The organism is Micromonospora nigra, from assembly GCF_900091585.1.
In the GTDB taxonomy this organism is placed as follows: domain Bacteria; phylum Actinomycetota; class Actinomycetes; order Mycobacteriales; family Micromonosporaceae; genus Micromonospora; species Micromonospora nigra.
The window spans coordinates 5,518,163-5,539,919 of sequence record NZ_FMHT01000003.1; the positions used below are offsets into that span (position 1 = coordinate 5,518,163).

Genomic DNA, 21,757 nt, shown 5'->3' on the forward strand with positions numbered 1-21,757 from the left:
GACGCCGGCCCCATCCGGCGTCGGACGGCTTCGAGAGTGATGTCGGCCCTGGTGCTGGCGGTGGGCGTCTCGGTCGTGGTGCTGGCGGCGGTCGTCGACCCGACGCCGGTGCGGCTGACCGCGACGAGCCCGGCCGACGGGGCGGTGCTGTCCGCACCGCCGACCGAGTACGCGCTGCGCTTCAGCGGGGCCGTCGCGCCCCGTGAGGTGCACGTCAGCGTGGGCCCCGCCGACGGTGGACCGGCGACGATGGCCGGCGAACCCCGCCGGGACGGCGACCGGATCGTGGTGCCGCTGACCGTCAGCGCACCCGGTGGCTACCTCGTGGCTTACCACCTGCTGCTGCTCGACGGCACCGAGATCAGCGGCATCGACCGGTTCACCGTCGCGCCACCGGGCGGGGCGACCACCTCCGGGGTCGACGCGCCCGCGCCGCCGTCGGACGACGCCCCGCCGTCGGACGCCGCCGGCGGGCACGCCCACGCGGCCACCGACCCGTTCAGTCTCGTGCTGCTCGGGCTGAACCTGGTCCTGATCGTCGTCGCCATCGCGATCCTGCTCCGGCGTCCCGGCCGGGCCGGCGGGCACCCCCGCCGACCGGGCTGAGTCCCACCGCGTCACCCGGCGATCGCGGCCGGCGGGCCGGTTCCGTCATGGACCGGGCCGCCGGCCGTCGCCGTTGCGGGCCCCGACGATCCCGCACCTCACAGGGCACGGTCAAAGGCGCGACCTGCCGACCCGTCGTACGACGATGGGATTCGACCGGGCCGCGCGGTTCGCGGCACCGCTAGGAGGTACGACCATGCCGACCACCCTCGGATCCCTGCGCCGGCTGCTGCTGACCCCGTCGCTGGTGGAGACGACATTCGCCCGGCGCGGCTTCCCGGTCGTCCCCGACGACCGCACCCGCCGCCTGGAGGCGATCCCGCAGGCGGTGGTCTGCGGGTTCGAGTGGGGCATCGACATGCGCGACCAGTGGGAGCTGGAGCGGCGGCTCGACCTCGTCGAGGAGGAGATGCGCGGCTTCGCGTACGAGGGCGCCGCCATGGCGCTGACCGTGCTCGACGCGATGGCCCCGGGCCGGGGCGGGCGGGCCCGGGCGCTGCTGGCCGGGCCGGGCGTGCCACACACGTTCCTGACCTACATCGGCATCGGCTTCGCCATGGCCAGGTTGCCCCGTCCGCTGTGGCGCAAGGTGCTGCCGGATCTGACCGGCACGCCCTACTACCCGCAGATGAGCTGGCTGGCCGTCGACGGGTACGGCTTCGACCGCGCCTACTTCGACACCCGCAGGGTGGTCCAGCGGCAGGAGCGGCCCGCGGCGTACCCGTGGCGGGGTCGCGCCGACTACTTCCCCCGCGCCGTCGACCAGGGCGTCGGGCGGGCGCTGTGGTTCGTACACGGCGCCCAGGCCGACGACGTCGCCGCAGCCGTCGAGCGGTTCGCCACGGAGCGTCGGGCCGACCTGTGGAGCGGGGTGGGCCTGGCCGCGACGTTCGCCGGTGGCGGGGACGCCGCGAGCCTGGGGAGCCTGGTCCGCCGGGCCGGCGACGACTGGCCGCACCTGGCCCAGGGCGCGGTCTTCGCGGCGCGGGCCCGGGTCCACGCCGGGTTCGCCCCGCCGCACACCGGCACCGCCGTCGAGGCCCTGACCGGGCTGTCGACCGACCAGGCGGCGGCGCTCGCCGACGACGTGGTCGCCGACGGGCTGCCGACCGGGCCGGAGCCGGACTACGAGGTCTGGCGTGCGCTGGTGCGGCGGCACTTCTCGACCGTGGGCCCGCTCGCCGCCCACTGAGAACGTCGCACCGTCCCGCCGCCGGACACCCGGTGGCGTGGTCCGTCGCGGCGTGCCCGGACGTGGTGACCGGAACTGCCTGCTATCCATTATTGGAAACGCTATTCGGTGTGCTCGCAGTTTGGCGCATTGATGCCGCAACGGTGAAGAAGAAATGTTGCTTCCGGGCGCGGAAGAATGGCGGAAACAACAGTCAGTCTGGAGCCTTCGATGAAAGCCTGGCGGACGCTGCGGCGTCGAGTCCTGACCCCCGACATTTCGCAGACCAAGATGTCCGTGCGCGGCTTCCACGTGAAGGACCCGGATGCTCGGGACCGGCTGGAGACCGTCGGCGCGTCGTTCATCGGCGGGTACGCCGCCGCCGCCGAGGCCCGCTCCGCCGCCGAGGCCGAAGCGGCCCTGAGCGCCATGCCGGCCGCCTTCCGGGGCTTCGGCTACGAGGGCGCGGCCATGGGCTTCGCCATGCGCGACGCCCTGCCCGGCGGCGGGCGGCACGTCGCCGAGCTGCTGCGCGGCGGCGGCGATCGGCACGTGTACATGGCGTACGTGGGCGTGGGCTGGGCGATGGCCCGACTGCCCCGGTGGCGGTGGTCCAGGCTGCACGCCCCGGACCCGCTGCTGCGCTGGCTCGTCCTCGACGGCTACGGCTTCCACCAGGCCTACTTCCACACCACGCGCTACGTGTACCTGCAACATCGCGAGGACGCGTTCCCGTGGCCGGCCGACGGCCCCCGCGCCTACCGGGCGCGGGTCATCGACCAGGGCATCGGCCGGGCCACCTGGTTCGTCGCCGGCACCGACCCGCGCCGGGTCGTGGAGATCTTCGGGCGGTTCGCCGCGGACCGCTGGCCGGACCTGTACGCCGGGGCGGGGCTGGCCGCCACGTACGCCGGTGGCGCCTCCCGGGCCGAGCTGGAGTGGTTCCGGGACGCGGCCGGGCCGTACGCGGCGGACCTCGCCCAGGGTTCCGCCTTCGGAGCCGGCGCCCGGGTGCGGGCCGGTCTCGTCGTGCCGCACAACGAGGTGGCGACCGACATCTTCTGCGGGCGGTCCACGGCCGCCGCCGCCGCGGTCACCGACGCCGCGCTCGTCGGGCTGGCCGCCGACGGCGACCGTCCCGCCTACGAGGTGTGGCGGCAGCGGATCAGGAGCACGTTCGTGTCGGCCCGGAGCAACCAGTCACCGCTGGAGTCGTGAGTGCGGCCGGCAGGCCGGCGTCAGACGGCACCGGGTCGCCAGAGGAGGGGCGAACAGACATGACCAGAATCGCTGTGGTCGGCATGGCGTGCCGTTATCCGGACGCCACGTCGCCCAGGGAGTTGTGGGAGAACGCGCTCGCCGGCCGGCGAGCGTTCCGACGGTTGCCGGACGTCCGGATGAACCTCGGGGACTACTGGGACGCCGACCCGGCCACGCCGGACCGGTTCTACGCACGAACCGCGGCGGTCATCGATGGTTACGAGTTCGACCGGGTCGGCTACAAGGTCGCCGGCAGCACCTTCCGCTCGACGGACCTGACGCACTGGCTGGCCCTGGACGTGGCCGCCACGGCACTGGCCGACGCGGGCTTCCCGATGGCGGAGGGGCTGCCGCGCGACCGCACCGGCGTGGTCGTGGGCAACAGCCTCACCGGTGAGTTCTCCCGCGCCAACCAGATGCGCCTGCGCTGGCCGTACGTGCGGCGCACCGTCGCGGCGGCGCTGAAGGAACGCGACTGGGACGACGACCAACTCGCGGAGTTCCTCGAGGGGCTGGAGTCCAGCTACAAGAGCCCCTTCCCCGAGATCGACGAGGACACCCTGGCGGGCGCGCTGTCCAACACCATCGCCGGACGGATCTGCAACCACTTCGACCTCAAGGGCGGCGGCTACACCGTCGACGGGGCCTGCTCCTCGTCGCTGCTGTCGGTGGCCACCGCCTGCAAGGGCCTGCTCGACCGGGACATCGACGTGGCGGTCGCCGGCGGCGTCGACCTGTCCATCGACCCGTTCGAGATCATCGGTTTCGCGAAGACGGGGGCCCTGGCCACCGGTGAGATGCGCGTCTACGACCGCTCCTCGAACGGCTTCTGGCCCGGCGAGGGCTGCGGCATGGTCGTGCTGATGCGGGAGTCCGACGCCGTGCGCGACGGCCGTCGCATCTACGCGTCGGTGGCCGGCTGGGGCATCTCCTCCGACGGCAAGGGCGGCATCACCCGGCCGGAGGTCACCGGCTACCGGCTGGCCCTGAGCCGGGCCTACGAGCGGTGCGGGTTCGGCATCGAGACCGTCGGCCTGTTCGAGGGCCACGGCACCGGCACGAAGGTCGGCGACGCCACCGAGCTGCGGGCGTTGTCCGGTGCCCGGGCCGAGGCCGCCGCGGATGCGCCGCCCGCGGCCATCGGCTCCGTGAAGGGGATGATCGGGCACACCAAGGCGGCCGCCGGCGTGGCCGGTCTGATCAAGGCCGCGATGGCGGTCCACCACGAGGTGCTGCCGCCCACCGTTGGCTGCGTCGACCCGCACGAGGCGCTCACCGACGAGGCGGCCACCCTGCGGACGCTGCGCAAGGCCGAGGCGTGGCCGGCCGACCGGCCGGTCCGGGCGGGCGTGACCGCGATGGGCTTCGGCGGCATCAACACCCACATCGTGCTGGAGAACACCCGCCCGCGCCGCCGTGTCCCGCTGGACACCCGCACCCGGTCGCTGGCCGCGTCGGTGCAGGACGTCGAGTTGCTGGTCGTCGACGCCGCGTCGCAGCAGGACCTGACCGACCGGCTGACCCGGCTGATCGACTTCGTGCCCGCCGTGTCGTACGCGCAGCTGGCCGACCTGGCCGCCGCCCTGCACGGCGAGCTGCGGGAGCTGCCCTTCCGGGCGGCCGTGGTGGTGTCCTCCCCGGAGGACGCCGAACGGCGGCTGCGGCAGGTCCGCGACGCGGTCGAGGCGGGGGAGACGCAGATGTTCTCCGCCGACGGCCGGTGCATGTTGGGCCACGCCAGCGGGCCGGGGCGGATCGGGTTCCTGTTCCCCGGCCAGGGCTCCGGACGCGGCATCAGCGGCGGTGCGCTGCGCCGCCGCTTCACCGAGGTGGAGCAGACGTACCTGCGGGCCGACCTGCCCAGCGGCGGGGACGCGGTGGCCACCGAGGTGGCCCAGCCGCGCATCGTGACCGGGTCGCTGGCCGGGCTGCACGCCCTGCGCACCCTCGGCATCGACGCGGCCGTGGCGGTCGGGCACAGCCTCGGCGAGCTGTCCGCGCTGCACTGGGCGGGCGCGATCGACGAGGAGCAGCTGCTGCGTACGGCCGGGGTGCGCGGTGCCACCATGGCCCGGCACAGCGCCTCGGGCACCATGGCGAGCGTGGGCGCGGCCCCGGACGCCCTGCGGCCGGTGCTGGACGGGCTCCCGGTGGTGATCGCCGCGTACAACGGCCCGGAACACACCGTGGTCGCCGGGCCGGTCGACGCCGTCGCCGAGGCCTGCCGGCGGGCCGGCGACCTGGGTCTCACCGCGACGTCGCTGTCGGTGTCGCACGCCTTCCACTCGCCCCTGGTCGCGCCGGCTGCCGACGCGTTCGGCGCCGAACTGGCGCAGGTGCCGTTCCGTGCGCTCGCCGGGCGGGTGGTGTCCACCGTGACCGGTGACGTCCTGGCACCCGAGACCGACCTGCCGGCGCTGCTGCGCCGCCAGATCACCGACCCGGTGCTGTTCACCCAGGCCGTCGTCCTGGCTGCCAAGAACATCGACCTGTTCGTCGAGGTGGGTCCGGGCCGCGTGCTGAGCACACTGGCGACCCGCGCCACCGACGTGCCGGCGGTGGCCCTGAACACCGACGACGAGTCGCTGGCGAGTCTGCTCACGGTGGTCGGCTCGGCGTACGTGGTGGGCGCCGCGCCGGTGGACGCCGCGTTGTTCCACGGCCGGCTGACCCGCCCGCTGTCGATCGGCGCGCAGTTCGACTTCCTCGCCAGCCCCTGCGAGCAGGCGCCGACGGTGGCGCTGCCGCAGCGTACGGCCGTCGCATCGGCCGCGGACGCCACCGCGGCGGCCTCGGCGGGCGGGATCCCCGCCGACAGTTCGGCGCTGGAGGTGCTGCGTCGGATGGCCGCCGAGCGTGCCGAGCTGCCACTGGAGGCGGTCCGGCCGGACTGCCGCCTCCTGGACGACCTGCACCTGAGTTCGATCACGGTCGGTCAGGTGGTCAACCAGCTCGCCCAGCAGATGAACGTGCCCGCCACGCAGGTGCCGACGAACTTCGCCGTCGCCACCGTGCGGGAGCTGGCCGAAGCGCTGGACACCCTCGCCGAGACGGCGGGGCAGGGCGACACCGCCGTGCCCGAGGTGGCCGGAGCCGCGCCCTGGGCCCGGGCGTGGCGCGTCGACCTGGTCGCGCGTCCCCTGCCGGCGCGGATCGCGCCCGAACGGGACGGCCGCTGGCAGGTCCACGCCGACGACGGGCACCCCATGGCGGGGCGCCTGGCCCAGGCGTTGCAGCGGGCCCACCTCGGTGAAGGGGTGCTGGTGTGGCTGCCGCCGAACTGCCCCGAGGCCGCCCTGGAACTGGCGCTGCGCGGGGCCCGGCAGGCCCTCACGGCCGCCCCGGACTCCCGGTTCGTGCTCGTCGAACACGACCGGGGTGCGGCGGGTCTGGCCAAGACGCTGCGCCTGGAGGCGCCCCACCTGAATGTGACGATCGTGCACGCGCCGGTCGACGGCGACCCCGTCGACCGGGTGGTCGCCGAGGTCGCCGCGACGTCCGGCTTCGCCGAGGTGTTCCTCGACGACCCCGGAGGACGGCGGGTGCCGACGTTGCGGGCGCTGCCCGTGCGGCCGGCCGCCGAGCGGCCCGCCCTGGACACGACGGACGTCCTGCTGGTCACCGGTGGTGGCAAGGGCATCACCGCCGAGTGCGCGCTCGCCATGGCCGTCGACAGCGGTGCCGCGCTGGCCCTGCTCGGCCGTTCCGACCCGGCCGACGACCCGGAACTGGCCGCGAACCTCGCCAGGATGACGGCCGCCGGTGTCATCGTCCGCTACGCGCGGGCCGACGTCACCGACGTCGCGCAGGTCCGCCGGGCCGTCGCCGAACTCACGGCCGACCTCGGTCCCGTCACGGCCGTGCTGCACGGTGCGGGACGCAACGAGCCGGCGGGGCTGACCGCCCTCGACCAGGCCGCGTTCCGGCGGACCTTCGCTCCGAAGCTGGACGGGTTGGCCGCGACGCTGGCGGCGGTGGACCCGCAGCGGTTGCGCCTGCTGGTCACCCTCGGCAGCATCATCGGCCGTACCGGCCTGCGCGGCGAGGCGCACTACGCGACCGCCAACGACTGGCTCGCGGTGGCGACCGCCGAGTTCGGCCGCCAGCATCCGGAATGCCGCGCCCTGTGCCTGGAGTGGTCCGTCTGGTCCGGCGTCGGCATGGGTGAACGGCTGTCGGTGGTGGAGTCGCTGCGCCGCGAGGGCGTCGCGCCACTCACCCCCGACCAGGGGGTGGCGATCCTGCGCCGGCTGCTCGCCGACCCGCAGGCCCCGGACACCGTGGTCATCAGCGGACGCACCCAGGGCATCGACACGCTCCGCCACGACCTGCCGGACCTGCCGCTGGGCCGGTTCCTGGAACGGCCGCTGGTGCGCTACCCACGGGTGGAGCTGGTCACCGAGGTCGAGCTGAACCCGGGCACGGACCTCTACCTGGCCGACCACCTCCTCGACGGCAACCTGTTGTTCCCCGCCGTGTTCGGGATGGAGGCGATGGCCCAGGTGGCCCGGGCCCTCACCGGCCGCGACGAGGTGCCGGCCATCGAGCAGGCCGAGTTCCTGCGGCCGATCATCGTTCCGCCGAACGGGCGCAACCGGATCCGGGTGGCGGCCGTGGCGACCGACGACGACACGGTGGAGCTGGCCATCCGTAGCGAGGACACCGCCTTCGCCGCCGACCACTTCACCGCCCGGCTGCGCTACGGCACGGTCGACGTGCCGCAGGGCCCGCCGGACCAGGTGCCCGACGAGCTGGCACCGGTGCCGCTGTCACCCGCCGACGACCTCTACGGCAGCCTGTTCTTCCAGGGCGACCGGTTCCAGCGGCTGCGCGGCTACCGTCAGGCCGCCGCGCGGCACGTCGACGCGCAGGTGGAGGCGATCGACGGCGTCGACTGGTTCTCGTCCTACGTGCCGGGCGACCTGCTGCTGGGTGACCCCGGCGTGCGGGACGCGCTGATGCACGGCAACCAGGTCTGCGTCCCCGACGCCACGCTGCTGCCCGCGGGTGTGGAGCGGATCAGGCCCGGCGGCGCCGCCGTCACGGGTCGCCGCGACCTGCGGTTCTGCGCCACGGAACGCAGCCGTGACGGCGACACCTACGTGTACGACATCGCCCTGCGCACCGCCGACGGCGAGGTCGTCGAGCGGTGGGACGGGCTGCGGCTGCGGGCCGTACGGAAGCAGGACGGCCGGGGCCCGTGGGTGCCCGCCCTGCTGGGCCCGTACCTGGAACGGTCCCTGGGTGACCTGGTCGGCGCGCAGGTGGCGGTGGCCGTCCGGCCCGACACCGGCGGCGACGCCGGCACCGGCGACCACGTGGCGCGGCGGCGGTCCCGGACCGCGGCGGCCGCCGCCCAGGTGCTCGGTCGGCCCGTCGAGGTCAGCTACCGCCCGGACGGCCGGCCCGAGATGCCGGGCGACGGGACGCTGTCGGCGGCCCACGGCGGCGACCTGACGCTGTGCGTCGCCGGGACGGGTCTGCTCGGCTGCGACGTCGAGCCGGTCGCGGCGCGTCCCGCGGCGGACTGGGCGGCCCTGCTGGGTGGGCACGCCGGCCTGGCCGGTCTGGTCGCCACGGAGACGGGCGAGGGCCCCGACACCGCCGCCACCCGGGTCTGGACGGCCCTGGAGTGCCTGCAGAAGGCGGGCCGGCAGAGCACCGACCCGCTGTCGTTGCAGCCGTCGCCGCGGCCCGGGTGGAGCGTCTTCGCCTCCGGCGACGCGACGGTGGCGACCTTCGTGACGGCGGTACGGGATCGGCCCGCGCCGCTGGTGTTCGCAGTGCTGACGGGACGGTGATAGTGGTGGAGAACTACTTCGAGTACCGGCACACGGTCGGGTTCGAGGAAACGAACATCGTCGGCAACGTGTACTACGTCAACTACCTGCGCTGGCAGGGACGGTGCCGCGAGATGTTCCTCAAGGACCGGGCACCGGAGGTGCTGGCGGACCTGCAGGCCGACCTGAAGCTGTTCACCCTGCGGGTCGACTGCGAGTTCTTCGCCGAGATCACCGCCTTCGACGAGCTGGCGATCCGCATGCGCCTGCTGGAGTTGGCCCAGACCCAGGTCGAGTTCGGCTTCGACTACGTGCGGTTGGCCCCGGACGGCGGGGAACTCCTCGTCGCCCGGGGAATGCAGCGGGTCGCCTGCATGCGGGGCCCGAACACGCGCACCGTCCCGACGCGGGTGCCCGAGGCCCTGACCCGGGCCCTGGCACCGTACGCGGTCGGCGTGGCGGCGTGAGGAACTGACGGCAGGAGGCCATCGTGACCGTCCCACCCGAGCCCGCCGGGCTGTCCGACCACCGGACGCTGCGGCGTGCCCTCGCCACCTTCGCCACCGGGGTCACCGTCGTCACCGTCGGTGGACAGACCCCGCACGGCATGACCGCCAACTCGTTCACCGCCGTGTCCCTGGACCCACCCCTGGTGCTGGTCTGCGTCGACCGGGACGCGCTCATGCACCGGGCGCTGCGCGAGGCCGGCCAGTTCGGGGTGTCCGTGCTCGCCGGCCACCAGGAAGCCGTGGCCCGGCACTTCGCCGACCGGCGTCGCCCGCTCGGCCACGACCAGTTCGACGTGGCCGACTGGCTCGCCGGTGGGCACACCGGCGCCCCGCTGCTGGTGGGCGCTGCCGCGCACTTCGAGTGCGAGCTGTGGCGTGCCTACGACGGTGGGGACCACACCATCTTCCTCGGCCGGCTGATGGGTTTGCAGCGGCACACCGCCGACGGCGCGCTGCTGTTCGTGCACGGCGGCTTCCGGCAGCTCGACCGCGCGCCGAGTGAGGTGGCGACGTGACCGCCACCCGACTGCCCGGCCGGACACCGCCCGGCCCGCCCCGCAGCGCCGCGCTGCGCATGCTGGCGGTGATGAACCGGGATCGGCTCGGCATGATGACCTCGGCGGCGGCCCGCTACGGCGACGCGGTGCGGATTCCGGTCGGCCCGAAGGAGCTGTACTTCTTCAACCACCCCGACCACGCCAAGCACGTGCTCGCCGACAACGCCGGCAACTACCACAAGGGAATCGGCCTGGTGCACGCCCGGCGGGCCCTCGGCGACGGCCTGCTGACCAGCGAGGGTGAGCTGTGGCGCAAGCAGCGACGGGTGATCCAGCCGGCGTTCCAGAGCCGGCGCATCGCCGACCAGGCCGACGCCGTGGCGCAGGAGGCGGCGGCCCTGGTCGAGCGGCTGCGTCGCCGCACCGGGTCCGTGGTCGACGTGCCGCAGGAGATGACGGCGCTGACGCTGGGCGTGCTGGGTCGTACCCTGCTCGACACCGACCTGGGCCGGTTCGCCACCCTCGGCGAGGACTTCGCCGCGGTGCAGGACCAGGCGATGTTCGAGCTGGCGACGCTCAGCGCCGTGCCGACCTGGATTCCGCTGCCCCGGCAGGTGCGGTTCCGGCGGGCCCGGCGCAGCCTGGAACGCGTCGTCGACCGGCTGGTCGCCGAGCGCGGGGTCGTCGGGGACGCCCGGGAGGACGTGCTGTCGCGGCTGATCACCTCGGCCGGTGCCGAGGCCGACCCCCGGGTGGGGCGGATGCGCCTGCGCGACGAGCTGGTGACCCTGCTGCTGGCCGGGCACGAGACCACGGCCAGCACCCTGAGCTGGACGCTGCACCTGCTCGACCGGCATCCCGAGGTGCTGCGTCGGCTGCGTGCGGAGGCGCAGGCGGTGCTCGGCGACCGGCTGCCCACCGTGGCCGACCTCGAACGGCTGCGGTACACCACGATGGTCCTGCAGGAGGCGATGCGGCTGTTCCCGCCGGTGTGGATGCTGCCCCGGCGGGCCCTCGCCGAGGACGAGGTGGGCGGGTACCGGGTGCCCAGGGGCGCCGACGTGGTGGTCTGCACGTACACGTTGCACCGGCACCCGGAGTACTGGCCGGAGCCGGACCGGTTCGATCCGGAACGGTTCGCTCCCGACTCGGCCGAATCGCGGCCCCGTTACGCGTACATTCCGTTCGGGGCGGGGCCGCGTTTCTGCGTCGGCAACCATCTGGGCATGATGGAAGCGGCGTTCGTCATCGCACTGATCGCCCGGGATCTGAAGTTGACCGGGCTGCCCGGTCGGGTGGTGACTCCCGAACCGATGCTCTCCCTGCGGGTGCGCGGCGGCCTGCCGATGCTGGTCAGCCCGGCGGAGTGAATCCGGCCAACAGTTAAAGCATTGATTTTCGACTATTTGTGGAACCGGTAATCGCCGCTATCTACCGGCAATTTTCTCCTCCCGTGCGGCATAGCTGCCGCAGAGCAATTCCCGAGAAGACACCGGCCGCCACGGACGAAAGCATAACGGTGGTCGTACCGTCCGGCGCCGCGCCACCCCCGGTGACACCGGCCCCGGCGCGGACGGCATACCGGCCGTCGCCCCGCGACACCCCGCGCGCCGCAGGAGGCGACGGCCGGTCCGTCGAACGCCGTCAACCTCCGAGGGGGACCGTTGCCATCGCAACCCGTAGGAAGAATCCGCCGGCTCGCCGCTCCGGCACTGGTGCTGGTGCTGGTCGCCGGGCTGTTCCTGATCGCCCGGCTACCATCCGCCTCCGCGGACGACCGGGCCGCGATCGCCAGCCGCTTCGCGTTCACGGAGCTGCCCATCGCGCTGCCGCCGGGCCTGCCTGAACGCACCGTCCGCACCGTCAACCCGGCGTACGAACACATCCGGTCCTGGATCTCGTCGGTCGGCGCGGCCGTGGCCCTCAACGACCTGGACGGCCGGGGTGGGGCCAACGACCTCTGCCTGGTCGACCCCCGCAGCGACGCCGTGATCGTCACGCCCGCGCCGGACAGCGGTGCCACCTACGCACCGTTCGTGCTCGACCCCGAACCGCTGCCGATGGGCCCCGCCATCGCCCCGATGGGCTGCACGCCCGGTGACTTCAACCTCGACGGCCGGATGGACCTGCTGGTCATCTACTGGGGCCGCACCCCGGTGCTGTTCATGCAGCGCGGGAACGCCGGCACCGAACTGAGCCTCGCCAGCTACCACCCGGTGGAGCTGATCCCGCAGCGCGACGGTGGCCGGGCCTACACCGGTCCGCTGTGGAACACCAACGCCGTCGCGGTCGCCGACTTCGACGGCGACGCCCGGCCCGACATCGGGGTGTTCAACTACTTCCCCGACACGCAGGTCCTGGACTCCAACGGACTGCCGAACGTGCAGATGAACGACTCCATGTCGCACGCGCAGAACGCCGGTGGGGCACACATCATGCGCTGGACGGGGGCGACCACCGGCCCGGAGCCGACCGTCACCTACGAGGAGCAGCCGGCCATCGCCCCCCGGTACGCCACCGGCTGGACGCTGGCCGCCGCGTCCGCCGACCTCGACGGGGACCTGCTGCCCGAGCTGTACGTCGCCAACGACTTCGGCCACGACCGGTTCTTCCACAACACCTCGACGCCGGGGCGGATCCGCTTCACCCTCGCCGAGGGCGAACGCGGGCCGTTCGACCCCAAGTCCCTGGTGCTGGGGCACGACTCGTTCAAGGGCATGTCGGTCGACTTCGCTGACCTCTCTGGTCGCGGCAGGTTCGACATGTTCGTCAGCAACATCACCGAGTCGTGGGGTCTGGAGGAGAGCAACTTCGTCTGGCACAACACCGCGACCTCCCCCGAGGACGCCCGGGCGCAGCTCTCCCGGGGCGTGGCCCCCTACGAGAACCGGGCCGCGCGGCGCAACCTCGCCTGGGTGGGCTGGGGCTGGGACGCCAAGATGGCGGACTTCGACAACAGTGGCCAGCTCGCCATCGTGCAGGCCACCGGCTTCGTCAAGGGTGACATCAACCGGTTCAACTGGCTCCAGGAACTGGCCATGGCCAACGATCTGATGCTGCGCGAGCCGAAGATGTGGCCCAACGCCGAGCCCGGCGACGACATCGCCGGCTCCAACCCGCTGGCCTTCTGGGTCCGCGAGGACAACGGCCGCTACGTCAACCTCAACGCGGAGCTGGGGCTCGACGAGGAGATCCCGACCCGGGGCGTGGCGGTGGCCGACACCAACGGCGACGGCGCGCAGGACTTCGCGGTCGCCCGCCAGTGGGGCCCACCGGCCTACTACCGCAACGGCAAGCCCGGCGACGGCAACTTCCTGGGGCTGCGGCTGCACCGGCCCGTCCTCGGCGCCGCCGACGGGACCACCGGCGTGTCGCCGGCCTACGGGGCCCAGGTGCGCGTCACGACCGCCGACGGCAAGGTGCAGGTCGCCCAGCTCGACGGCGGCGGCGGGCACTCCGGCAAGCGCAGCTTCGACGTCTTCTTCGGGCTCGGCGCCGCCGGTGACCGGCCCGTGTCCACCGAGATCTCCTGGCGGGACCTGCAGGGCGGGACCCATCGCCAGACGATCGACCTGACTGCTGGTTGGCACGACTTCCTGCTGACCACCCAAGCCCAGGAGACCACCCGATGACGGACGTCAAGAGGATCGAGGACGCGGTCGGCGTTCCGCCGGTCCCGGCCGATCCGACCCCGAACGGCAGCAACGGGCGTACGGGCACCCGCACCGACCAGCCGGCCGTGCCCCGGGTCGACAAGCGCGACCCCCGCTACCTGGCGCTGCGCAACTTCGCCATCTCCATGACCGTGTTCAACATCCTCGGCTACGCCGTCCTGGGCTTCGAGCAACCCTGGACCTGGCCGATCTTCGCGGCCCTGCTCGGCTACACCGTCGAGATCGTCGTCGAGTGGGTGGCCGCGCGGTCGACGGGTCGCCCGGCGGCCTACAGCGGCAACGGCCTGTGGGGGCTCTACACGTTCCTGCTGCCCGCGCACATCACCGCGCTGGCCGCGAACATGCTGCTGTACGCCAACGACAACTTCTGGCCCATCGCCTTCGCCGTGACGATCGCGGTCGGGCAGAAGGCGATCCTGCAGGCACCCATCAAGGGCCGCATGCGGCACTTCATGAACCCGTCGAACTTCGGCATCACCGCCGCGCTACTGGCCTTCTCCTGGGTCAACGTGGCGCCGCCGTACCACTTCACCGAGAACGTGCCGGACGTGCTCAGCATCCTGATCCCGGTGATCATCGTGACCTCCGGCACCGTGCTCAACGCGATGCTGACGAGGAAGGTCCCGCTGATCCTCGGCTGGCTCGGCGCGTTCGTGATCCAGGCGCTGATCCGGCACTGGGTGTGGGACGTCTCCCTGTGGGGGGCTCTGGTGCCGATGACCGGTGTGGCGTTCGTGCTGTTCACCAACTACATGGTCACCGACCCGGGCACCACGCCCACCGAGGGCCGCTGGCAGTTCATGTTCGGCGCCAGCGTCGGCATGGTGTACGGCGTACTGATGGTGTTCAACATCGTCTACACCATCTTCTTCGCGGTCACGATCGTCTGCGCGATCCGTGGCCTGTACTGGTGGGGCAAGTGGCTGATCGGCCGCAACCGGCCGGCCGGGCCGCTGGAGCCGGCGCCGCCGCCGGCCGCCGTCGCCCTGCCCGTGGCCCGCTGAGGCCACCTCGACCGGGCCACGCCGGCCGGCTCCACGGGGGCCGGCCGGCGGGGCCCCGCCCCCGTACCACCCCGACCGGAAGGTGTGCCATGACCCTGCTCGCCGTCGGCGCGTCGTACCGCAGCGCGCCGGTGTCCGTCCTGGAACGCCTCGCCGTCGACCCGGCCGACCAGCCCCGCATCCTCACGTCCCTGCTCGCCCGCCCCCACGTCGACGAGTCGGTGGTGCTGTCGACCTGCAACCGGGTCGAGGTGTACGCCGTCGTGACCGGGTTCCACGCCGGCCTCGCCGACGTCTGCGAAGTCCTGCGCGACCACTCGGGTGTGGGTCACGAACGGCTGGCCGAGCACCTGTACGTCCATCACGACCACGCCGCGGTGACCCACGCGTTCTCGGTGGCCGCCGGGCTGGACTCCATGGTCGTCGGCGAGGCGCAGATCCTCGGGCAGCTGCGCGCCGCGTACCGCGTCGCCACCGAGACCGACACGGCGGGCCGGCTGCTGCACGAGCTGATGCAGCAGGCCCTACGGGTCGGGAAACGGGCCCGCTCGGAGACCGCCATCGACCGTGCCGGCCGCAGCACCGTCACCGCGGCGCTGGAGGTGGCCGCCGGCCTACTGCCCGGCGGGCTCGCCGGGCGGCCCGCGCTGGTGGTCGGCGCCGGCGCGATGGGGTCTCTGGCGCTGGCCGCCCTGGACCGGGCCGGTGCCGGGCCACTGCGCGTCGCCAACCGGGACGGGGCGCGGGCCGCCCGGCTGGCCGAGGCGTACGCGGCGACCCCGGCGACGCTCGACGCGTTGCCCGAACTGGTGGCGGACGCGGACCTGGTGGTGGCCGCGACAGCCGCCGACACCCCCGTCCTCGACACCGGTCTCGTGGCGTCGGCCCTGGCACGGCGGACCGGACGGGACGGGCCGCTGGTGCTGCTGGACGTCGCGGTGCCCCGCGACGTCGCCCCCGACGTGGGCCGGCTGCCCGGCGTCGTGGTCGTCGACATCGACGGGGTCGGTCGGGCCGCGGCCGGCACCGCCACCGCGGCCGACGAGGCGGCGGTGCGCCGGATCATGGCCGAGGAGGTCGAGAGCTTCCTGACCTGGCAGCGGGGTGCCGAGGTGGGGCCGACCGTGGCGGCGCTGCGGGTCCGCGCCGACCAGGTGGTCACCGCCGAGCTGCGCCGCCTACGCCAGCGCAGCCCCGACCTCAGCGAGCGGCAGCGGGCGGACGTGGTCCAGGCCATGCACCGGGTCGTCCAGCAGCTGCTGCACCCGCCCACCGTCCGAATGCGACAGCTCGCCGCAGCGCCCGGCGGCGACCGGTACGCCACTGTGCTGTCCCACCTGTTCGGCCTCGACGACACCGCCTCGGCGCGGGTCGGCGAGGTGCCCCTGCCCGTGGAATGAGGAGCCCATGACCGCCACCCCGCCCACTCCCGTGCTCGACAACGCGCGGACCGACCGGCCGCCGCGCCGTGCCGCGCTGGTCGCCGGCAGCGTCCTGACCGGCGTGCTGCTGGCCGTCCTCTGGTCGTACGAACTCGTCGACCACGTGATCGGCGACAACGTCGCCAACACGCTGCTCGGCAGGGACGCGAAGGCGACCGCGATCGCCGGCACCGGCGCGGGGCTGCTGTTCGCCTTCGTGTCCGGGCTGGCGGGCACCTTCACCGCCTGCAACATCGCGGTGGCCGCCTCCGTCGGGCCGTTGAGCCACGCCAGTACCGGCACGTCGCCCGGTCCGGCCCGGCGGTACGGCCTGCGCCTGCTGCTGCGCCCGCTGGGCTGGCTGGCCCTGGGCATGGTGGCGGTGTCGGCGACGTACGGCGCGATCGGGGTACTCGTCGGCGACGCGCTGCCGCAGCTGTCGACCGACCGGGTCGGCGACATGCCGGTGCGGATCCTCCAGTCCGTCGTGGTCTTCGGCATCATCGGGCTGGCCTTCGTCTACCTCGGCCTGGCCACCCTCGGCGTGGTCCGGGACCCGTTCGCGAACCGGCCCGCCGCCCGGGTGGTGGTGCTCGGCGCGCTCGTCGGCGGGTTCCTCATCGGCCGCCCGTATCCGCTGTTCAACAAGCTGTTCCACTGGGCCGTCGACACCGGCAACCCGGTGTACGGCGCTGGTGCCTTCGTGCTCCAGTCGCTGGGCAACGTCGTCCTCGTCGCCGCGCTGTTCGTGCTGCTGGCGGTGCTCAGCCGGGGTCGGCTGCTGCGCTGGCTGGCCGCCGACCCGGCGCGCACGGCGGCGGTCAGCGGCGCGCTGCTGCTCGCCCTGGGCGTGTTCACGGTCGTCTACTGGGACCTCCGGGTGCCCAGTCTCTTCGGCGTCGGCTGGTTCCCGTCGATGCCCTACAACTAGCCGTCCCACGACTTGCGAGGAGCGCAGATGGCGGACAAGACAGCACGGCCGGTCGGGCTGCGGGCACTGGCCGACCTGGCGACCCCGATGGCGGTACGCGTGGCCGCCACGTTGCGGGTGGCCGACCACCTCGCGGCGGGACGGTGCACCGCCGTGGAGATGGCGCAGGCGGCCGACGCGCATCCTGACGCCCTGGACCGGCTGTTGCGTCACCTGGTCACGATCGGCCTGCTCACCCGTGACGGCGACGGCCGGTACGCGACCACCGAGGTGGGCGAGCAGTTGCGCGACGACCATCCGGGCGGACGCCGCAAGTGGCTGGACATCTCCGGCGGGGTCGGTCGGGGCGACCTGAGCTTCGTCGACCTGATCCACGCGGTGCGCACCGGTGCGCCGGCCTACCCGCTGCGCTACGGCACCTCGTTCTGGGAGGACCTGGGCGCCGACGGGCAGCTGTCGGCGTCGTTCGACGCCCTGATGGGTCACCACATCGAGATCGACGACGACGGCATCGCCGACGCCTACGACTGGGCGGCGCTCGGGCACGTCGCCGACGTCGGCGGCGGCAGCGGGGCGCTGCTCGGGGTGCTGCTCAGCGCTCATCCCGGGCTGCGTGGCACCCTGGTCGACCTGCCGGGACCCTCGTCCGGGGCACGGCGACACCTGCGCGAGCGGGGGTTGGCCGACCGGGCCGAGGTGGTGACCGGCAGTTTCTTCGATCCGCTGCCGCCCGGGGCGGGGGGCTACATCCTGTCCGCGATCATCCACGACTGGGACGACGAGCCCGCGGTGGCGATCCTGCGGCGCTGCGCCGAGGCCGCCGGCGACACCGGCAGGGTGCTGGTCGTCGAGGCCATCGGTGCCGACGGCGACTCACCCAACACGGCGATGGACCTGCGGATGCTGGTCTACACCGGTGGCCGTGAGCGAGGGCTGCCCGAGCTGCGGGCACTGGCCGCCAAGGCGGGGCTCGTCGTGCGGGGCGTGCACCCGGTCGGTGCCCGGCCGGTCGTGTCCATCGTGGAGCTCGTCACGCGCTGACCCGCCACCCCCGGACGACCCTTCACCACAGGGGTGTCCGGGGCCGGCGACCCTGTGGGGTGTGAAGGTCGGGCACCGCGCGGAAGCGTCCGGCCGGACGACCGCGCGGGGCGACGACCACGCCGGTCCGCGCGGGGCGACGACCATGCCGGTCCGCGCGGCAGGGAGCCGCCCCGACCGTCGTGGCGCGACGGTCGGAGCGGCCCCTGGAGGCGGGCGGTGGTCAGCCCGCGGCGCGCAGGGTACGGAGGAAGGCCCGCAGGTCCGACACGAACAGCTTCGGCTGCTCCATGGCCGCGAAGTGGCCACCCCGCTCCAGCTCCGCCCAGTGCACGATGTTCGGCAAGCCGCGCTCGGCGAACCGGCGGATCGGCTGCGCGGGATCACCCGGGTACACCGCGACGCCGACCGGCGTCGGCAGCGGCGGCGGGGGCGTCGGCGGGGTGGGCGCCGTCGGCATGACGTCAGCGTTGTCGAAGTAGAAGTTGGCGGCCGACCCGGCGGTCGCGGTCAGCCAGTAGACCATCACGTTGGTCAGCATGTGGTCCCGGTCGACGGCGTCCTCGGGGACCTTGTCCGAGTCCGTCCACTCCTTGAACTTCTCCACGATCCAGGCGAGCTGCCCCACCGGGGAGTCCGTCAGGCCGTACGCCAGCGTCTGCGGCCGCGTCGACTGGATCTTCATGTAGCCGGAGCCGTCGACCGCGAAGGCGTTGAGCAGGCCCAGCTTGCGCAGGTCCGCCTCCTCCAGACCGGCCATGTCGGAGGGGTCCGACGGCGGCGTGATCAGGAAGTTCACATGTGCCGCGATGACGTGCTCGTGGTCGATCGCGGCGAGCGCCTGGCTGATCCAGGCCCCCATGTCGCCGCCCTGCACCACGTACCGGTCGTAGCCGAGCCGGCGCATCAGCTCCGCCCAGGCCTGCGCCACCCGGGGGATGGTCCACCCCGGCTCGGAGGTGGGACCGGAGAAGCCGAACCCGGGGATGCTGGGGACGACCAGGTGGAAGGCGTCGGCGGGGTCACCGCCGTGAGCCCGCGGGTTGGTCAGCGGCTCGACGACGTCGAGGAACTCCACGAACGACCCTGGCCAGCCGTGGGTGATCACCAGCGGGGTGGCGTCGGGCTCGGGGGAGCGGACGTGCAGGAAGTGCACGGTGGTTCCGTCGATGACGTCGGTGAACTGGGGGAACGAGTTCAGCCTCGCCTCGGCGGCCCGCCAGTCGTAGCTGGTGCGCCAGTACTCGGTAAGGTCCTTGAGGTACTGCAGGGAGACGCCACGCTCCCAGCCGGCGCCAGGCAGTTCGCCGGGCCAACGGACCGTGTCGAGGCGCCTGCGCAGATCGTCGAGGTCGGACTGCGGAATGTCGATGCGGAAGGGTTCCATAAATCACTCCTTCGCCAAGGGCTCGCGCGGTGCGCAATTCGTCAACGGCGCGCGTGCGGGAATTGCCCGAAGAGGGCGTCCGGGTCATGCTAACGAGGCTGGGAACAGCGCGGAAAGGGTGGCGAAGGCAGTGAGCATGATGGAAGAACGCCTCCTCGCAGCGCACTCGATAGGTTGTACGGCGTACCGACAACTCTGCATCGACCCCGGAGGTTCGCGCGGTGGTTAACTACATAGGCGATCATGCGGTTGTCCTCGGTGGAAGCATCGCCGGCTCCCTCACGGCGCGGATGCTGGCCGACCACTACCGCGAGGTGACGGTCATCGAGCGCGACGAGTTGGCCGGGGTGACCGGCCCTCGTCGCGCCGTTCCCCAGGGGCATCACATTCACGCCCTGTTGGCCAGGGGAAAGCAGATTCTCGACGAGGTCTTTCCGGGATTCACCGAGGAACTCGTTTCCATCGGCGTGCCGGTCGGTGACTTCGGCACCAGCCTCAGTTGGTATTTCAACGGCAAGATGATGAAGAAGGCCGAGACCGGGTTGGTGTGCGTTGCCGCCGGTCGGCCGCTGGTGGAGGACCGGATCCGGCGGCGCGTCCGAGCCCTGGACAACGTGACCATCCGCGAGCGTACGGACGTCGTCGGGCTGGTGGCCACGCCCGACCACCGCCGCATCACCGGGGTGCGGGTGCAGCCGAACACGGGGGAGGGCGCGCCCGTCGAGGTGCTCGACGCGGACCTGGTCGTCGACACCACCGGCCGGGGCTCGCGTACCCCCCGCTGGCTGGCCGAGTTCGGCTACCCCCAGGTGCAGGAGGAGCAGGTCCGGATGGACCTGACCTACACCACCTGCGACTTCCACGGCCCGCTGGAGTTCGACCCCATCGGCGACGACATCGCCCTCATCCCGGTGGCCACGCCGGCCATGCCCCGAGGCGCGATCTTCGCCCGGCTGCCGGACCGCTATGCGATCTCCCTCACCGGGATCCTCGGTGACCGGCCGCCCACCGACCACAAGGGATTCCTCGCTTACGTGGAGTCGCTGCCGGTGCCGGAGATCTACAAGGCGGTCCGTGACGCCGAGCCGATGGGCCCGGCGATGACCTTCCAGTTCCCGGCCAGCATCCGCCGCCACTACGAGCGGCAGTCCCGGCACCCCGACGGACTGCTGGTCACCGGCGACGCCGCCTGCATCTTCAACCCCGTGTACGGCCAGGGCATGACGGTCGCCGCGATGGAGTCCCTCGTCCTGCGTGAGCACCTGGAGCAGGGGCCGCCGCGGCCCGAGCAGTTCTTCCGCGCCCAGTCCAAGGTGATCGACGCGCCGTGGGACATGTCCGCCGGCGCGGATCTCGGCTTTCCCGGGGTGCGTGGTCGCCGGACGGTCAAGACGTTCATGGGCAACGCCTACATCCCGCGGCTGCAGGCCGCTGCGGCCAACGACGGGCGGCTCACCGCCTCGTTCCTGCGCGCGGCCGGGCTGGTCGACCCGCCGCAGGCCCTGATGAAGCCCGCCGTCGCTGCACGGGTGCTGCGGGCCTCCGCCCGCTGACCACCCGCCGGCGCCCCGCACCACCGCGGTGCGGGGCGCCGACGCCTGTCCGTACCCCCGCGTGGCGGTCGGCCCCGTGCCGTCCCGTCGGTCGACCGTAGCTGCGGGCGCGGTCAGCGCCGACCGGCGGCCTCCGACCGGCCGGCGCTGAACGTCCACCGCGACCTGCTGTTGCCGAGGTTCGGTCGCAGGCGCCGGCCGGTGAGCCCGGCCCGGGCCGCCCGCGCCCTCATCTCCGGCTCGTCCAGGCGGAGCAGGCCGTGCCGGCGCCGGGTACGCGCATACGGGGACACGGCAACCCGCGCCAGGTGCCCGAGGGTGTCCCGCAGGAAGCCCTCGCGGGCCGCGAAGCGCAACAGGTCCACCGTGTCGGCCACCACCCCCGCCCCCGGCGGGATGATGTCGCTGACCACGAGCCGCCCGTCGTCGGCGAGCAGCCGGTGGGCCGTCGTGAGCAGCGAGTGCAGCTCGTCCGGGTTGAGGTACTGCACCACCGAGTGCACCACCATGAGGTCGACCGATCCGGGCGGCAGCGCGGCCAGCTCCGCCGGCCCGATCACGGTGATGCGCGGGTGGTCGGCGAAGCGGTCGGCAAGGCGCGTCCGGATGCTGCCTGCCGCCTCGCACAGGACCACCTCGTCGCAGGCGCCCGCGACGCGGTCGGCGAACAGCGCCTCACCGGGGCCGTAGTCGAGCACCCGTCCCCGGCGGCCGTCCAGCAGCCCGACCATGGTGTCGGCCATGGCCCGGTAGTGCCGGTCGCGGTGCCGGTCGCAGACGTAGACGTCCTGGCCACGGTTCCACTCGTCAAGCCACGTCGACACGTGACCACCCCTCCCCGGACACCAGCGGACCGGCCCCCGGCGGCGTCGGCCGCCGCGACGGGGACCGGACGGTCGTCGCCCAGTGTCGCGGGCCCGTCG

Annotated in this window: 15 protein-coding genes; 13 read left to right on the forward strand and 2 right to left on the reverse strand. The window is 73.2% G+C overall.

What is annotated here, in order from left to right:
- The first annotated feature begins 39 nt into the window (after positions 1–39).
- The 12 genes from GA0070616_RS24295 to GA0070616_RS24350 all read left to right on the forward strand — a co-directional run bounded on the left by GA0070616_RS24295 (position 40) and on the right by GA0070616_RS24350 (position 17,894).
- Entirely contained in the window at positions 40–606 is a 567-nt protein-coding gene (locus GA0070616_RS24295) for a copper resistance CopC family protein (RefSeq protein WP_245713026.1), read from the forward strand.
- A gap of 196 nt (positions 607–802) precedes the next feature.
- A complete protein-coding gene (locus tag GA0070616_RS24300) occupies positions 803–1,798 on the forward strand; it encodes a DUF1702 family protein (protein WP_091087823.1) in 996 nt (331 codons plus the stop codon).
- A 210-nt stretch (positions 1,799–2,008) separates the two neighbouring features.
- Positions 2,009–2,995 (forward strand): DUF1702 family protein, encoded by a 987-nt coding sequence (locus GA0070616_RS24305; RefSeq protein WP_091087827.1) that lies wholly within the window; start codon positions 2,009–2,011, stop codon positions 2,993–2,995.
- A gap of 59 nt (positions 2,996–3,054) precedes the next feature.
- Entirely contained in the window at positions 3,055–8,838 is a 5,784-nt protein-coding gene (locus GA0070616_RS24310; protein ID WP_091087830.1) for a type I polyketide synthase, read from the forward strand.
- 5 nt (positions 8,839–8,843) lie between these two features.
- Positions 8,844–9,284, forward strand: coding sequence for an acyl-CoA thioesterase (locus GA0070616_RS24315; RefSeq protein WP_091091521.1), 441 nt, complete (start codon positions 8,844–8,846; stop codon positions 9,282–9,284).
- A gap of 23 nt (positions 9,285–9,307) precedes the next feature.
- Positions 9,308–9,841 (forward strand): flavin reductase family protein, encoded by a 534-nt coding sequence (locus GA0070616_RS24320; RefSeq protein WP_091087834.1) that lies wholly within the window; start codon positions 9,308–9,310, stop codon positions 9,839–9,841.
- On the forward strand, positions 9,838–11,193 hold the full coding sequence (locus tag GA0070616_RS24325) for a cytochrome P450 (protein WP_091087839.1): 1,356 nt from the start codon (positions 9,838–9,840) through the stop codon (positions 11,191–11,193). Before GA0070616_RS24320 ends, GA0070616_RS24325 begins: the two co-directional genes overlap by 4 nt.
- Positions 11,194–11,487: 294 nt before the next feature.
- Positions 11,488–13,455 (forward strand): CRTAC1 family protein, encoded by a 1,968-nt coding sequence (locus GA0070616_RS24330; protein ID WP_245712881.1) that lies wholly within the window; start codon positions 11,488–11,490, stop codon positions 13,453–13,455.
- Complete coding sequence (locus GA0070616_RS24335; RefSeq protein WP_245712882.1) at positions 13,452–14,501, forward strand: enediyne biosynthesis protein; 1,050 nt, start codon at positions 13,452–13,454, stop codon at positions 14,499–14,501. The genes GA0070616_RS24330 and GA0070616_RS24335 overlap by 4 nt, the downstream gene beginning before the upstream one ends.
- A gap of 89 nt (positions 14,502–14,590) precedes the next feature.
- A complete protein-coding gene (locus GA0070616_RS24340; RefSeq protein WP_091087847.1) occupies positions 14,591–15,901 on the forward strand; it encodes a glutamyl-tRNA reductase in 1,311 nt (436 codons plus the stop codon).
- Between the two features lie 7 nt (positions 15,902–15,908).
- Positions 15,909–16,853: a hypothetical protein gene (locus GA0070616_RS24345; protein ID WP_091087850.1), complete on the forward strand. Its 945-nt coding sequence runs from the start codon at positions 15,909–15,911 to the stop codon at positions 16,851–16,853.
- A 27-nt stretch (positions 16,854–16,880) separates the two neighbouring features.
- On the forward strand, positions 16,881–17,894 hold the full coding sequence (locus tag GA0070616_RS24350; RefSeq protein WP_091087855.1) for a methyltransferase: 1,014 nt from the start codon (positions 16,881–16,883) through the stop codon (positions 17,892–17,894).
- A 223-nt stretch (positions 17,895–18,117) separates the two neighbouring features.
- On the opposite strand, the gene GA0070616_RS24355 is transcribed toward GA0070616_RS24350, so the two are convergent.
- Positions 18,118–19,281 (reverse strand): epoxide hydrolase family protein, encoded by a 1,164-nt coding sequence (locus GA0070616_RS24355; protein ID WP_091087857.1) that lies wholly within the window; start codon positions 19,279–19,281, stop codon positions 18,118–18,120.
- Positions 19,282–19,502: 221 nt separating this feature from the next.
- Here GA0070616_RS24355 and GA0070616_RS24360 point away from each other — a divergent pair, with 221 nt between their 5' ends.
- Positions 19,503–20,834, forward strand: a complete 1,332-nt coding sequence (locus GA0070616_RS24360; protein WP_091087861.1) for an FAD-dependent oxidoreductase — start codon at positions 19,503–19,505, stop codon at positions 20,832–20,834.
- A 113-nt stretch (positions 20,835–20,947) separates the two neighbouring features.
- Here the strand turns inward: GA0070616_RS24360 and GA0070616_RS24365 are convergent, their stop codons facing one another.
- Positions 20,948–21,658, reverse strand: a complete 711-nt coding sequence (locus GA0070616_RS24365; RefSeq protein WP_091087865.1) for a class I SAM-dependent methyltransferase — start codon at positions 21,656–21,658, stop codon at positions 20,948–20,950.
- Between the last annotated feature and the right edge of the window lie 99 nt (positions 21,659–21,757).

Excerpts from the sequence above, each read along its gene's own strand:
- GA0070616_RS24295 (WP_245713026.1), top strand. The coding sequence starts at position 40 with ATGTCGGCCCTGGTGCTGGCGGTGGGCGTCTCGGTCGTGGTGCTGGCG.
- GA0070616_RS24300 (WP_091087823.1), top strand. The coding sequence starts at position 803 with ATGCCGACCACCCTCGGATCCCTGCGCCGGCTGCTGCTGACCCCGTCG.
- GA0070616_RS24305 (WP_091087827.1), top strand. The coding sequence starts at position 2,009 with ATGAAAGCCTGGCGGACGCTGCGGCGTCGAGTCCTGACCCCCGACATT.
- GA0070616_RS24310 (WP_091087830.1), top strand. The coding sequence starts at position 3,055 with ATGACCAGAATCGCTGTGGTCGGCATGGCGTGCCGTTATCCGGACGCC.
- GA0070616_RS24335 (WP_245712882.1), top strand. The coding sequence starts at position 13,452 with ATGACGGACGTCAAGAGGATCGAGGACGCGGTCGGCGTTCCGCCGGTC.
- GA0070616_RS24340 (WP_091087847.1), top strand. The coding sequence starts at position 14,591 with ATGACCCTGCTCGCCGTCGGCGCGTCGTACCGCAGCGCGCCGGTGTCC.
- GA0070616_RS24345 (WP_091087850.1), top strand. The coding sequence starts at position 15,909 with ATGACCGCCACCCCGCCCACTCCCGTGCTCGACAACGCGCGGACCGAC.
- GA0070616_RS24350 (WP_091087855.1), top strand. The coding sequence starts at position 16,881 with ATGGCGGACAAGACAGCACGGCCGGTCGGGCTGCGGGCACTGGCCGAC.
- GA0070616_RS24355 (WP_091087857.1), bottom strand. The coding sequence starts at position 19,281 with ATGGAACCCTTCCGCATCGACATTCCGCAGTCCGACCTCGACGATCTG.